Annotated in this window: 7 protein-coding genes and 2 tRNA genes; 4 read left to right on the top strand and 5 right to left on the bottom strand. The window is 61.3% G+C overall.

Annotation, left to right across the window (positions count from 1 at the left end; genetic code table 11):
* Nucleotides 1-147: 147 nt before the first annotated feature.
* Both bamJ and AC07RO_RS09760 read right to left on the bottom strand, forming a co-directional pair.
* Nucleotides 148-936 carry a BamJ family beta-barrel-assembly machinery protein gene (bamJ, locus tag AC07RO_RS09765; protein ID WP_037013885.1) on the bottom strand — a complete coding sequence of 263 codons (789 nt, stop codon included), beginning with the start codon at nucleotides 934-936 and terminating at the stop codon, nucleotides 148-150.
* Between the two features lie 192 nt (nucleotides 937-1,128).
* Nucleotides 1,129-4,929 carry a bifunctional nitrate reductase/sulfite reductase flavoprotein subunit alpha gene (locus AC07RO_RS09760; RefSeq protein ID WP_495085912.1) on the bottom strand — a complete coding sequence of 1,267 codons (3,801 nt, stop codon included), beginning with the start codon at nucleotides 4,927-4,929 and terminating at the stop codon, nucleotides 1,129-1,131.
* A gap of 591 nt (nucleotides 4,930-5,520) precedes the next feature.
* On the opposite strand from AC07RO_RS09760, the gene nirB reads away from it, so the two are divergent.
* Together nirB and nirD are read left to right on the top strand one after the other, a co-directional pair.
* The gene (gene nirB / locus AC07RO_RS09755; RefSeq protein WP_495085911.1) at nucleotides 5,521-8,082 is read left to right on the top strand and encodes a nitrite reductase large subunit NirB; all 2,562 of its coding nucleotides are present in this window, start codon (nucleotides 5,521-5,523) and stop codon (nucleotides 8,080-8,082) included.
* Nucleotides 8,079-8,456 carry a nitrite reductase small subunit NirD gene (gene nirD / locus AC07RO_RS09750; RefSeq protein ID WP_495085910.1) on the top strand — a complete coding sequence of 126 codons (378 nt, stop codon included), beginning with the start codon at nucleotides 8,079-8,081 and terminating at the stop codon, nucleotides 8,454-8,456. Before nirB ends, nirD begins: the two co-directional genes overlap by 4 nt.
* 659 nt (nucleotides 8,457-9,115) lie before the next feature.
* Here nirD and AC07RO_RS09745 read toward each other — a convergent pair.
* Together AC07RO_RS09745 and AC07RO_RS09740 are read right to left on the bottom strand one after the other, a co-directional pair.
* A tRNA-Asp gene (locus AC07RO_RS09745) sits at nucleotides 9,116-9,192 on the bottom strand.
* Nucleotides 9,193-9,211: 19 nt separating this feature from the next.
* Nucleotides 9,212-9,287: transfer RNA gene (locus AC07RO_RS09740), tRNA-Val, on the bottom strand.
* Nucleotides 9,288-9,445: 158 nt separating this feature from the next.
* Between AC07RO_RS09740 and rdgC the strand changes: the two genes are divergently transcribed.
* Both rdgC and AC07RO_RS09730 read left to right on the top strand, forming a co-directional pair.
* The gene (gene rdgC / locus AC07RO_RS09735; RefSeq protein WP_122537474.1) at nucleotides 9,446-10,366 is read left to right on the top strand and encodes a recombination-associated protein RdgC; all 921 of its coding nucleotides are present in this window, start codon (nucleotides 9,446-9,448) and stop codon (nucleotides 10,364-10,366) included.
* A gap of 81 nt (nucleotides 10,367-10,447) precedes the next feature.
* Entirely contained in the window at nucleotides 10,448-11,410 is a 963-nt protein-coding gene (locus tag AC07RO_RS09730) for a bile acid:sodium symporter family protein (protein WP_282373724.1), read from the top strand.
* A gap of 220 nt (nucleotides 11,411-11,630) precedes the next feature.
* On the opposite strand, the gene AC07RO_RS09725 is transcribed toward AC07RO_RS09730, so the two are convergent.
* Complete coding sequence (locus tag AC07RO_RS09725) at nucleotides 11,631-13,502, bottom strand: MFS transporter (protein WP_495085909.1); 1,872 nt, start codon at nucleotides 13,500-13,502, stop codon at nucleotides 11,631-11,633.
* Nucleotides 13,503-13,624: the final 122 nt, after the last annotated feature.

Below are 13,624 nucleotides of genomic sequence, written 5' to 3'. Positions count from 1 at the left end.
CCTCCGACAAATCCCGGCTTAACGCCCGTTGACTGACCGACATGGGACTCTGCCCGCTCAAGCCGGTTCTATCAAATCGGCCCGGAAATGAAAATGCCCCGTCGAGACGGGGCATTTCTTTCAAGCGGTAATCGGTCTTTCGAACGATTACTTCTTGGCGGCTGGCTTGGCCGGTTCGGCGGCCGGAGCAGCCTCTTCTTCTTCATCAGCGCCGGCAGCAGCATCATTAGCGCCTGCAGCTGCAGGGTCCTTGATGCCCAGCAGTTCCAGGTCGAAGACCAGAACCGAGTTTGCCGGGATGGTTGGGCTAGGGCTTTGTGCGCCGTAGGCCAATTCGCTAGGGATGTAGAGTTTGACCTTCTCGCCAACGTGCATCAGCTGCAGACCTTCGACCCAACCCGGGATCACGCCGCTCACCGGCAGATCGATAGGGCTGCCGCGTTCAACAGAGCTGTCGAACACTTTGCCGTCAGTCAGCTTGCCTTCGTAGTGAACGGTCACGACATCAGTCGGCTTCGGTACTGGACCGTCGGCTTTCTTGATGATTTCGTACTGCAGGCCGGAAGCAGTGGTGGTGACTTCCTTGCGCTTGCCGTTTTCTTCGAGGAACTTCTTGCCAGCGGCTGCCGACTCTTCGCTCATCTTGGCCATGCGCTCTTCAGCGCGCTTTTGCAGGTCGCCAAACGCTGCAACCAACTCTTCGTCTTTGAGCTTCTGCTCTTTCTTGCCAACGGCGTCTTCGATACCCAGCGCTACCGCTTTGGAATCCAGATCGTCCATGCCTTCCTGAGCCAGGCTTTTGCCCATGTTCAGGCCGATACCGTAAGAGGCTTTCTGGGCCGGGGTTTTCAGCTCAACGGTGCTGGCTTGCTTGTCACAGCCCGCGAGTACCAGACCGACCAGGGCAATCGCCGCTGCCAACCGATGCTGTTTCATTCTGTTTCCTTGTTCATGCGCCAATAGGGCAAACGAGTAAAGCCGCGAGCTTATCAGGCTGCCGCGATCAATGGCTACCGGCATGAGAGGGAGAAAAGGCAGATAAGTTCAGGTATCCAAAGGTTTTCTTGTTTGATCGAGAAATCCGTTCAGTTGGGGTTCAGCGGCCAGCCACAGGGTGAGCGAACGCGGCTAATACACGTCCCGCACGTAGCGCTTTTGCTCAGTCAGACAGCGCAACTGTTCGGCGGCTTTTTCCAGGCTCATGCCGCCTTGCTCGCTGATCACACGACGCAGCGCCTGATCGACATCCCGCGCCATCCGCGAGGCATCGCCGCAGATATACAGGTGCGCGCCCTCCTCCAGCCAGCGCCAGAGTTCGGCGCCCTGTTCCTGTATGCGCTGCTGGACGTAGATCTTCTCTGCCTGATCCCGGGAAAACGCCAGGCTCAGCCGGGTCAGCAGGCCGTCCTGCCGCATGCCTTGCAGCTCATCGCGGTAGTAAAAGTCGGTGGCCTGATGCTGCTCGCCGAAGAACAGCCAGTTACGGCCCCGATCGCCCCGGGCGCGCCGCTCCTGCAGAAACGCCCGAAACGGCGCCACCCCGGTGCCCGGGCCGATCATGATCATCGGCACATCGCCATCGAGGGGCGGGCGAAAATGCCGCGTGGGTTGCAGGAAAATGGGCACCTCGCACTCCCCCGCCCGATCGGCCAGAAAGGTCGATGACACGCCTTTGCGCGCGCCGTAGCGCACAGCGGAAACGGTGAGATGGACTTCATCGGGGTGCGCCTTGGCGCTCGACGCAATGGAATAAAGCCGCGGCTGAAGGGGCTTGAGATGATCAAGCCATTCCTGCGCAGCGCACGCAATCGGGAACTCGCGCAGCACGTCGGCCAGCTGCCGGCCCCACAGCCAGTCTTTCAGCTCGCTTTTGAAGGGCTCGGTCAGCAGGGTTTTCAGGTCATTGCTGCCGTTGCGCTCGGCGATGAATGCCAGGGTGTCTGCGCTCGGTCGTGCTATCTCGAATTGCTCGGCCAGCGCCTGACGCAGCGGCACGTCGGTCGTCTTCACGCCACGCACCGATTGCTCGGCGTTCAGTCCCGTGAGCTTGATCAATTCATCGACCAGCTCAGGGCAATTGCGCGGCCAGACCCCCAAGGCGTCGCCGGCTTCATAGGTCATGCCCGAGCCTTCCAGGGTCAGCGCCAGTTGCCGCGTGTCCTTGGCAGCACCGTCTGCGTTCAGCCGCCGATTGAGGGACAAACGCGCGTGATGGGGCTGCGTCCGTGACGACTGATTCCCAAAAACCGGTGCGTTGTCGACGATTGAAGGAGTAGGAAGATTCAGCGATAGCGCCTGCTGCAACCCTGTGAACCAGTTGTCTGCGTGGGCCTGGTATTCGCCGTCGCACTCGACTCTGGCGATCAGCGGTGAAGCGCCTAAGTGTTGCAGGCGCTGGTCGAGGTTCTTGCCGTGCTGGCAAAAGCGGTCGTAACTTGAATCACCGAGCGCCAGCACGGCGTAGCGCAGCGACGCCAGAGGCGCTTGCCGGGCAGCCAGTGACTGCCAGAATTGTTGCCCGTTGTCGGGGGATTCGCCGTCGCCGAAGGTGCTGCTGATCAGCGCGACGTTCTGCAACTGGTCCAGACGCTCGGAGGGGAAACTGTCCATCGCCGCCACCTGAACCGGCACACCGGCAGTCTTCAACCGGTCGCCGAACTGCCGGGCCAACGCTTCGGCATTCCCGGTTTGGGATGCCCAGAGCAGCGTCAACAGCGGCGCTTGGTCGGACGCTGTTTGCGTCACGTTCTCGGCTTGGGGCAAATCGAGGAAGCGATGCCCGATCAACTCGACTTTGCGCAAAGCGACCGCACAGCACTTGAATTCGGGCTGTCGGGAGATCGGGTCGACGGCGTCATTGGTTACTGCGTTGATCGCCAGTTTGTCGCCGTACACGTCGTTCCAGTGAAAGGGCGCGAAGCAGTTGCCCGGCAGCACGCGATCGCTGATCACCGCAGGCAACACCGCCAGGCCCCGTACGGAACGGATTTCCACGCCATCGCCTTCGCGCATGCCTAGCGCAAGGGCGTCGTCGGGGTGCAGCTCGACGAACGGCCGCGCGTTCAGCGCGTTCAATGTCGGCACTTTCCCGGTCTTGGTCAGGGTGTGCCACTGGTGCTGCAGGCGGCCGGTGTTGAGCACCATCGGAAATGCATCGTTGGGCAGTTCAGCCGGCGCCATGTGCGGGCGTGGGAAAAATACCGCTTTGCCGTGTGCGGTGGGAAAAAGGATCGCAGGACGTGTCGCTGCCTCAACGGGTCGTGCGTCGGTATCGCTCAGGTAACGGATCGGGTTGCGTGTGTGCTCGTCGGCTGGGGCGCACGGCCACTGCACCGGTTGATCCCTCAGCCGCCCATAACTCGCGCCGCGAATGTCGTAGCCCGTGGCGGGGTTCCACGCCTGCTTGATTTCCTCGAACACCTCCTCCGCAGAGGCGTAACTGAAGGCGTCGGCGAAGCCCATTTCACGAGCAACCCTGGCGATGATCTGCCAGTCCGGCAACGCTTGCCCCGGCGCATCGACGGCTTGTTGCGTCAGGTTGAGGGTGCGTTCGGAGTTGATCATCACCCCTTCCGCTTCCGCCCAGAGCGCGCCCGGCAACAGGATGTCGGCGTAGCGATTGGTTTCGGTGTCGAGGAAGGCGTCCTGGGTGATGACCAGCTCGGCGGTCTTCAGGGCGTCGATGACCGAAGTGCGGTTGGCGACACTGGCCACCGGGTTGGTGCAGATGATCCAGCAGGCCTTGATCACGCCGTCGCGCATCTGTTCGAACAGGTCGATGGTGCCGCCGCCGGGCTGATGCGGGATGCTGCCGTGCGGGATGTTCCAGAGGTCTTCGATGAAGCGGCGGTCGGCGCCCACTAACACCGAGCGCTGTCCGGGAAGTCCGGGGCCCATGTAGCCCATTTCCCTTCCGCCCATGGCATTCGGCTGGCCTGTCAGGGAAAACGGACCGCTGCCGGGCCGACAAATTGCCCCGGTCGCCAGATGCAGGTTGCACAGCGCGTTGGTGTTCCAGGTGCCGTGGGTGCTCTGGTTCAGGCCCATGGTCCAGCAACTCATCCACTCCTGCGCCGCGCCGATCATCCGCGCCGCCTGACGAATGTCGGCTTCGGCCAGGCCGGTGACCTGCGCGACGTAAGCCGGCGTGTACTCGGCGAGGAACTCGGGCATGACGTCCCAGCCCTGGGTGAACGAGGCGATGAAATCGGCGTCGGTGTCGCCGTTCTCCACCAGCAAGTGCAACAGGCCATTGAGCAGCGCGAGGTCAGTACCCGGTTTGATTTGCAGGAACAGCCCGGCCTTGTCGGCGGTGGCGCTGCGCCGGGGGTCGACGACGATCAGCTTCGCCCCGGCCTTGACCCGGTCCATCATGCGCAGGAACAGGATCGGGTGACAGTCAGCCATGTTGGCGCCAATCACCAAAAACAGGTCGGCTTTGTCAAAGTCATCGTAAGAGCCCGGAGGCCCGTCCGCGCCCAATGAAAGCTTGTAGCCACTGCCCGCGCTGGCCATGCACAGCCGCGAGTTGGACTCGATATTGGCCGTGCCCACGAAGCCCTTGGCGAGTTTGTTGGCCAGGTATTGCGCCTCCAGGGACATCTGGCCTGAGACGTAAAACGCGAGTGCGCCGGGGCCGTCGCGGTCCAGAATTCCACGCAAGCGCCGGGCGGTTTCGCTGATCGCGGCGTCCATTTCCGCGCGCACCGGCTCGTGGCTGCGCTGATGGCGGATGTACGCCGACGCCATCCGCCCGGACTCGGCAATCGCCTGGCCACAGGTGGTGCCTTTGGTGCACAGGCGGCCGAAATTGCTCGGGTGGGTCTTGTCGCCAACCACCTTGATGACCCGGTTGTCCTCGACCTGCATGACGATGCCGCAGCCGACGCCGCAATAAGGACACACGCTCTTTACGCTGTTGCTCGCCATATTCCGTTTCCTGAAAGCAAAAAAAGACGCCCTGTTCTCAGCCGTTGAAAAACGGAGAGCACACGGCGCCTTTGTCGTGAATATGGCAATCGGCGTTGATTGCCTGTGGGCACGGTGTTGCAAACGGCAGGCCAGCGTGGCCGAGGGACGTGCAGCGGAGGTTTCCAGTGGATTTTGCTGATGTGATGAATGGACGCTGAGCTTCACGGTGGGGCACACGAGGGTAAATCGCACCCTTTTCGAGCCGGAACCGTCTGCTCTCGAGGGTGATGAGATCGGCTTACGATTCACGCTTCTGCCCGTCAAACGTACGCGTCTGGCCGGAACGAAACGGGTCAACGCCTTGATATTCCCTGCTGGCACAGCCATTGCTACGTCCCTTATCAAGTCCAGCCTGAACACGCGGTTGGCAGCCCTGGCCGGTCAACGCGGACCGCCAGCCGTCCACGGCGTCGGGCTCACCAGGTTGACGTCGACACTGTGGTCGCGCGGCAATCCATAAAGAACAGGCAAAGGCGCCTGGAACCGAGAGGTTCCGGGCGCCTTTTTTTTGCTTTCGAAAAACCTGATTGGCCTTGGCCGGGACTCGATATGACCACCACAGTCGCCCCACTCAACGACGTCCAAACCCTGATCGTCATCGGCAACGGCATGGTGGGTCACCACTGCGTCGAGCAGTTGATCGCCGCCGGCGCCCTTGAGCGCTACCGCATTCATGTGTTCGGTGAGGAAGGCCAGCGCGCATACGACCGCGTGCACCTGTCCGAATACTTTGGCGGTCGCGACGCCGAGTCACTGGCGATGAGCGCAGCTTCTTTATATGAGCAGACCGGGCTTGCGCTGCACCTGGGCGTGCCGGTGCTGGAAATCGACCGGGCGCGGCGCGAAGTGATCACCGCCAAGGGCAGCTTTGGTTACGACAAGCTGGTGCTGGCGACGGGTTCGTATCCTTTCGTGCCGCCCATCGAAGGTGCTGAAGGCAACTCGCGACTGGTCTACCGCACGCTGGACGACCTCGACACCATCCGCGCCGCGGCGAGTCAGGCGAAACGCGGTGTGGTGGTCGGCGGTGGGCTGTTGGGACTGGAAGCGGCCAACGCGCTGAAGTCGCTGGGTCTGGAAGCCCACGTGGTTGAATTTGCGCCACGCTTGATGCCGGTGCAGCTGGATGACCACGGCGGCGCCGCCCTGAAGGCGCGCATCGAAGCGCTGGGCGTTGGCGTGCATCTGTCTCGCGCGACGCAATCCATCAGCGCGGGTGAGGAATACCGCTACCGGATGAATTTCGCCGGCGATGAATTCCTCGAAACCGACCTGATCGTCTTCTCCGCCGGCATACGCCCCCAAGACGCCCTCGCCCGCCAGTGTGAGCTGGCGCTGGGCCCGCGCGGCGGCATCGCCATCGACGAACATTGCCGCACCAGCGACACCGACATTTTCGCCATCGGGGAGTGCGCTGCCTGGAACGGCAGCGTCTTTGGCCTCGTCGCGCCGGGTTATCAGATGGCGCGCAATGTCGCGGCGCAGCTGTGCAACCTGGACGCCGAGCCGTTCTTCGGCGCGGATATGTCGACCAAACTCAAACTGCTGGGCGTCGATGTCGGCTCCATCGGCGATGCCCATGGTGCGTTGGCGGGTGCGCGCAGTTACCGGTTTATCGACGAGGCCAGCGGCAGTTATCGCCGTCTGGTGGTGTCGGCCGATGGCAAAAAAGTCCTCGGCGCCGTGCTGGTGGGCGACAACAGTTATTACGACACCCTGCTGCAATACGCGCAGAACGGCATCAAGCTGCCCGCCGATCCATCGAGCCTGATCCTGCCCCACAGCGACGGTGCGCCGACGTTGGGTGCCGATGCCCTGCCCGCCACGGCAACCATTTGCTCGTGCCACAACGTCAGCAAAGCCTCAATTTGCTCGGCTATCGATGGCGGCTGCACCGATCTTGCCGGGCTCAAGGCCTGCACCAAGGCCGCCACCGGGTGCGGCGGCTGTACAGCGCTGCTGAAAAGCGTGTTCGAGCACGAACTCATTGCCCGGGGCGTGGCCGTCGATAAAAGTCTGTGCGAGCACTTCGCCTTTACCCGGCAGGAGCTGTACGCCTTCGCCCGCGTGGAAAACATCGAAAGCTTCGACGAGATGCTTGCCCGCCACGGCAAAGGCCATCTGGGTTGCGACATCTGCAAACCCACCGTCGGCTCGATTCTCGCCTCGTGCTGGAACCGGCCGATCATGGACCCGTCACTGGTGCCCCTGCAGGACACCAACGATACGTTCATGGCCAATATGCAGAAGAACGGCACGTATTCGGTGGTGCCGCGCATCCCGGCGGGCGAGATCACTGCGGACGGCCTGATCGCCATCGGCGCGGTCGCGAAGAAATACGACCTGTACACCAAGATCACCGGCGGCCAGCGCATCGACCTGTTTGGCGCGCAGCTGCATGAGCTGCCGGACATCTGGGCCGAGCTTATCGCCGCCGGCTTCGAGACCGGTCATGCCTACGGCAAATCGACGCGGACGGTGAAATCCTGCGTCGGCAGCACCTGGTGCCGTTACGGCGTTCAGGACAGCGTGCAAATGGCGCTGAATATCGAGGACCGCTACAAAGGCCTGCGCTCGCCGCACAAGCTGAAGTTCGCAGTGTCCGGTTGCACCCGTGAATGCGCTGAGGCCCAGAGCAAGGACATCGGCGTGATTGCCACGGAGAACGGCTGGAATCTGTACGTGTGCGGCAATGGCGGCATGCGCCCGCGCCACGCCGAGCTGTTCGCCACCGATCTGGACGACGAGACACTGATTCGTTACATCGACCGCGTGCTGATGTTTTACATCCGCACCGCTGACAAGTTGCAGCGGACCTCGGTCTGGCGCGAGTCCCTGGAAGGCGGGCTGGATTTTCTGAAAGCGGTGGTGATCGACGACAGCCTGGGGCTGGCCGCCGAGCTGGAGGCGCAGATGCAGTTGGTGGTCGACCGTTATGAATGCGAATGGGCGAATGCGCTGAAGAGCCCGGAGAAACTCAAGCGCTTCCGCACGTTCGTCAATGACAAAGGCGCCGACCCGGACATTCATTTCGTCAAGGAGCGCAGCCAGCGTCGTCCGGCTCGCGCTGAAGAGTTGAATCTGATTGCCGCAGTGGAGGTTGCACGATGAGCCAGGCCAATGCTGCATTGATGGAGTTGCCGAAAACTCAGGTGTGGCGCGCGGTCTGTACGCGTGAGGATCTGGTGCTGAATTCCGGTGTGGTGGCGCTGGTGGGCACTGCGCAGGTGGCGCTGTTTTATGTGGCGTCTATCGGCGGCGCGGCGCAGTTGTTCGCGGTGGACAATCGCGATCCGGTCACGGGGGTGAATGTGATTGGTCGGGGGTTGATTGGCAGTTTGGGCGGGGATCTTGTGATCGCTTCGCCTTTATATAAGCAGCATTACCGACTCAAGGACGGTACGTGTCTGGAGGATGCGGCGTTGCGATTGCGGACCTGGCCAGTGCGGCTGGTGGGGGATGTGGTGGAGATAGATGTGGGGTGAGGCGTTCAGGGGACTGATTTATTTACAGCGCTTCATCGTAAATTAATCTGTCCCCGGATCTACGGCGTTGCTTAGTCCGCGAAGATCAAAAGCGTCTGCCTAGGGGCAGACTGTTTCGCCTTCGGCGAGTTACTTGATAAAGCCCCAAGTAACCAAGGGCTTGTGCTCCTGGTTGGGCCCCTCCTGCGTCGGGGTTCCTTCACTCCGGTCTCGCTCCGTGGGCCCGCGCCGAACGGACATCCATGTCCTGACGGCGCTCTCGCCGCATCCATGCGGCTCGGCCCACTCCGCGAGACCTGCGTTCAGCCTGCACCCAAGTAGCGATTGGAGGTGTCTGGGCTTTTTGTGTAAGAAGAACAAAAGCAGATCAAAAGCTTCCCGGCTGAAGCCGGTCCTACGGTGTGCACGCATTGCTTTTAGTGGGACCGGCTTCAGCCGGGAAGAGGCCGGTGTGAGCACCATCAGGCTTGCGGGCTATGAATCGTTGCACTGGATGCACGCGCTGCTTTTCGTAGGACCGGCTTCAGCCGGGAAGAGGCCAGTGTGGACACTGGTCACTTCAGATCAGCCGCCCCCACCAAATCGCAGGCACAAAAAAAGCGACCCTAAGGTCGCTCTCTTTGTCGTTACGAGGAGTTCAAGGGCCTCGTAACTCAATATGGCGCAGCGGACGGGACTCGAACCCGCGACCCCCGGCGTGACAGGCCGGTATTCTAACCGACTGAACTACCGCTGCGCGTAACACTTGAAACGAATGGTGGGTGATGACGGGATCGAACCGCCGACATTCTGCTTGTAAGGCAGACGCTCTCCCAGCTGAGCTAATCACCCTTCGCTTCGGTGTGGCGCGCATTCTACGGAGCGATCAAAAAGCTGGCAAGCACTTTTTGAAATAATTTTATAATCCTTCCAAAGGCTTACATCAGGGTTGGCCGCAGGGTCACAGCAGCGAATAATGCCCCCCTTTGTATAAAGGAGAGATGTACCCCATGTGGTTCAAAAACCTGCTTGTCTATCGCCTGACCCAGGACCTGCCATTTGACGCCGAGGCGCTGGAAACCGCGTTGGCGACCAAGCCTGCACGTGCCTGTGCCAGCCAGGAGTTGACCACTTACGGTTTCATCGCCCCGTTCGGCAAGGGCGAAGACGCGCCACTGGTGCACGTCAGCGGTGATTTCATGCTGATCTCGGCGCGCAAGGAAGAACGCATTCTGCCCGGCAGTGTGGTCAACGATGCCTTGAAAGAGAAAGTCGAAGAGATCGAGACCGAGCAGATGCGCAAGGTCTACAAGAAGGAACGCGATCAGCTCAAGGATGAAATCATCCAGGCCTTCCTGCCCCGCGCCTTTATCCGCCGCTCGGCCACTTTCGCCGCCATCGCCCCCAAGCAAGGCGTGATTCTGGTCAACGCTTCCAGCCCCAAGCGCGCCGAAGACCTGCTGTCGACCCTGCGTGAAGTGGTCGGCTCGTTGCCAGTCCGCCCCGTGACCGTCAAGACCGCGCCAACCGCTGTGATGACCGAATGGGTCAAGACCAGCCAGACCGCCGAGCACTTCTTCGTGCTGGACGAGTGCGAACTGCGCGACACCCACGAAGACGGCGGCATTGTGAAATGCAAACGTCAGGACCTCACCAGCGACGAAATCCAGCTGCACCTGAGCACCGGCAAAGTCGTCACTCAGCTGTCGCTGGCGTGGCAGGACAAGCTGTCGTTCGTGCTGGACGACAAGCTCGGTATCAAACGCCTGAAGTTCGAAGACCTGCTGCAGGATGAAGCCGAGCAGAACGGCGGCGACGATGCGCTGGGTCAGCAGGACGCCAGCTTCACCCTGATGATGCTGACATTCGGCGAGTTCCTGCCGGAGCTGATGGAAGCACTGGGCGGCGAAGAGATTCCCCAGGGGATCTGATTTCGCCTGACGGCGCAGGAGCCGGCTTGCTGGCTCCTTCCGTTTCCGGGTTCATTCATACCAATAAGAAAGGAGCAGGCCATGCGTGCCCTGGCTGCGTTGAGTCGTTTTGTCGGTAATACCTTCGCGTACTGGGTGCTGCTGTTCGCCGTGCTGGCGTTCCTGTTCCCGTCCTGGTTCATCGGCCTCAAGTCGTACATCGTGCCGTTGCTGGGGCTGGTGATGTTCGGCATGGGCCTGACCCTCAAGCTTGATGATTTTTCTGAAGTCGTGCGCCATCCCTGGCGCGTGGCTCTGGGGGTGGTCGCGCATTTCGTGATCATGCCCGGCGTGGCCTGGCTGCTTTGCCAGCTGTTTCACCTGCCGCCGGAAATCGCCGTGGGCGTGATTCTGGTCGGCTGCTGCCCGAGCGGCACGTCGTCCAACGTCATGACCTGGCTGGCCAAGGGCGATCTGGCGCTGTCGGTGGCCATCGCCGCCGTCACCACCCTCCTCGCCCCGCTGCTGACCCCGGCGCTGATCTGGCTGCTGGCCTCGGCGTGGCTGCCGGTGTCCTTCATGGAAATGTTCTGGTCGATCCTGCAGCTGGTGATGCTGCCGATCGTGCTCGGCGTCATCGCTCAACGTTTACTCGGCGCCAAGGTGAGTTTTGCCGTCGACGTGCTGCCGCTGGTGTCGGTGGTGAGCATCGTGATGATCGTCTGCGCGGTGGTGGCAGCGAGTCAGGCGAAGATTGCCGAGTCGGGCCTGTTGATCATGGCCGTGGTGATCCTGCACAACAGCTTCGGTTTTCTGCTGGGTTACTTCACCGGCAAGCTGTTCAAGTTGCCACTGGCTCAGCGCAAATCGCTGTCCCTGGAAGTCGGCATGCAGAACTCAGGCCTCGGCGCCGCGCTGGCCGCTGCGCACTTTTCGCCACTGGCGGCGGTGCCGAGCGCGCTGTTCAGCGTCTGGCACAACATTTCGGGCGCGTTGCTTTCGACGTACTTCCGCAAGATGACGCCGGATGCGGTGGTCGCGGACGAGAAGCCGGTTGTAGGCTGACCGGCCGCGCAACTGGCTTGCTCTTTGTGGGGAGATTCCCGGTCACCCACAAGTCGTCCAGCAGATGCGATCCATGTGGGAGTGAGCTTGCTCACGAAGAGGCCGGTACATCCGCTCATTTTTCTGCGGCAGGAATACCGTCTTCGTGAGCAAGCTCACTCCCACAAGTTATTTTGACACCAGAAATATCGGGTTTCTTATTAACGCGCTGGCACTCGCCTTAGCGCACCGCCCCCCGCAATTCCGCCACCCGCTCACGCACCAGCGCCGGTTGCGATGCCTCCCTCGTCAACGCAGGCCCGGCGACCAGGGTCACTCGCGACCAAAGCCTGCGGAACACGCCCTTGTTCGGGTCCCGGCTGAAAAAGCTGCCCCACAACCCCTGCAATGCCATTGGAATCACCGGCACATCAGTCTCCTGCAAGACCCGGGTCATGCCACTCTTAAAGGTGTCGATCTCGCCGTCCGTGGTCAGCTTACCTTCCGGAAAGATGCACACCAGCTCGCCTTCCTTAAGGTAATGGGCGATGCGTTCGAACGCGCTGTCGAACACTGCCTTGTCCTCTTTGATACCGGCAATCGGGATGGCGCCCGCCGTGCGGAACACGAAATTCAGCACCGGCAAATTGAAGATTTTGTAGTACATGACGAAGCGGATCGGCCGGCGCACAGAGCCGGCAATCAACAGCGCATCGACGAACGAGACATGATTGCAGACCAGCAATGCCGCGCCCTCATCAGGGATCTGGTCAAGGTCGCGATGCTCCACGCGGTACATGGAATGGCTGAGCAGCCAGATCATGAAGCGCATGGTGAACTCGGGCACGATTTTGAAGATGTAGGCGTTGACCGCGATGTTCATCAGCGACACGACGAGGAACAGCTGCGGGATTGACAGTTTCGCCACGCTCAGCAGCACGATCGACACAATCGCCGAGACCACCATGAACAGCGCATTGAGGATGTTGTTGGACGCGATGACCCGCGAGCGCTCTTTCTCCGGCGTCCGCGACTGGATCAGCGCGTACAGCGGCACGATGTAAAACCCGCCGAAGACGCCGATGCCGAGGATGTCCAGCAACACCCACCACGCCTGCCCGTACCCCAGAATCGCCAGCCAGTTATTGGCCTGCACGTTCTGCGGGAAATCACCGGAATGCCACCACAGCAACAAGCCGAACACGGTCAGGCCCATGGAGCCGAACGGCACCAGGCCAATCTCCACTTTGCGGCCTGACAGTCGCTCGCAGAGCATGGAGCCAGCGGCGATGCCGATGGAGAACACGGTCAGAATCAGTGTGACGACGGTTTCATCGCCATACAGAAAGTCCTTCGCGTAGGCCGGGATCTGCGTCAGATAAATCGCCCCTACGAACCAGAACCACGAGTTGCCGACGATGGAACGCGACACCGCTTTGGTCTGCCCCAGGCCGAGTTTCAGGGTGGCCCAGGATTCACTGAAGATGTTCCAGTTCAGGCGCATGTCCGGCGAAGCGGCCGCGGCCGGCGGAATGCCTCGGCTGGCGAGATAACCCAGGCACGCCACCGAGACCATGGCTGCCGCCACGATGGGGGCGTAATGGGTCGCCGACATCATCACCCCGGCGCCGATGGTGCCGGCCAGGATCGCCATAAACGTGCCCATTTCCACCAGGCCGTTGCCGCCCACCAGTTCGTTCTCATGCAGGTGCTGGGGCAGGATCGAGTACTTCACCGGCCCGAACAGCGCCGAGTGGGTGCCCATGGCGAACAGCGCCGCCAGCATCAGTGACAGGTGATTAAAGAGAAAACCCGTGGCCCCCACGACCATGATCACGATCTCCAGGACCTTGATCATGCGGATCAGCTTGTCCTTGGGGTATTTCTCGCCGAACTGCCCGGCCAGCGCCGAGAATAGAAAGAACGGCAGGATGAACAGCAAGGCGCAGAGGTTGACGTAGATGGAGCGGTCGCCGTCGATGCTCAGCTTGTAGAGGATGGCGAGGATCAGCGACTGCTTGAAGATGTTGTCGTTGAACGCCCCGAGGGACTGGGTCACGAAAAACGGCAGAAAGCGCCGCTTACCCAACAAACTGAACTGCGACTGACTCATCTTCCCTGGTCCTGAGTGGCGCCGGTATCGGCTTTCGGATGGGAACGCCGAACGGCGGTTCCGGGCCACATTGAAGACGACACCGGCGGCAAAGTCGAGCACGCGCTCCAACGCATAACCCG

This window comes from Pseudomonas sp. GW821-FHT07F05 (assembly GCF_059418765.1).
The sequence above is the reverse complement of the archived record's forward strand: the minus strand, read 5'-3'. Positions and strand labels throughout refer to the sequence as shown.

What these genes read in the sequence shown, in the direction of transcription:
- AC07RO_RS09730 (WP_282373724.1), top strand. Translation starts at nt 10,448, where the DNA reads ATGCGTGCCCTGGCTGCGTTGAGTCGTTTTGTCGGTAATACCTTCGCG.
- rdgC (WP_122537474.1), top strand. Translation starts at nt 9,446, where the DNA reads ATGTGGTTCAAAAACCTGCTTGTCTATCGCCTGACCCAGGACCTGCCA.
- AC07RO_RS09725 (WP_495085909.1), bottom strand. Translation starts at nt 13,502, where the DNA reads ATGAGTCAGTCGCAGTTCAGTTTGTTGGGTAAGCGGCGCTTTCTGCCG.
- nirB (WP_495085911.1), top strand. Translation starts at nt 5,521, where the DNA reads ATGACCACCACAGTCGCCCCACTCAACGACGTCCAAACCCTGATCGTC.
- nirD (WP_495085910.1), top strand. Translation starts at nt 8,079, where the DNA reads ATGAGCCAGGCCAATGCTGCATTGATGGAGTTGCCGAAAACTCAGGTG.
- bamJ (WP_037013885.1), bottom strand. Translation starts at nt 936, where the DNA reads ATGAAACAGCATCGGTTGGCAGCGGCGATTGCCCTGGTCGGTCTGGTA.
- AC07RO_RS09760 (WP_495085912.1), bottom strand. Translation starts at nt 4,929, where the DNA reads ATGGCGAGCAACAGCGTAAAGAGCGTGTGTCCTTATTGCGGCGTCGGC.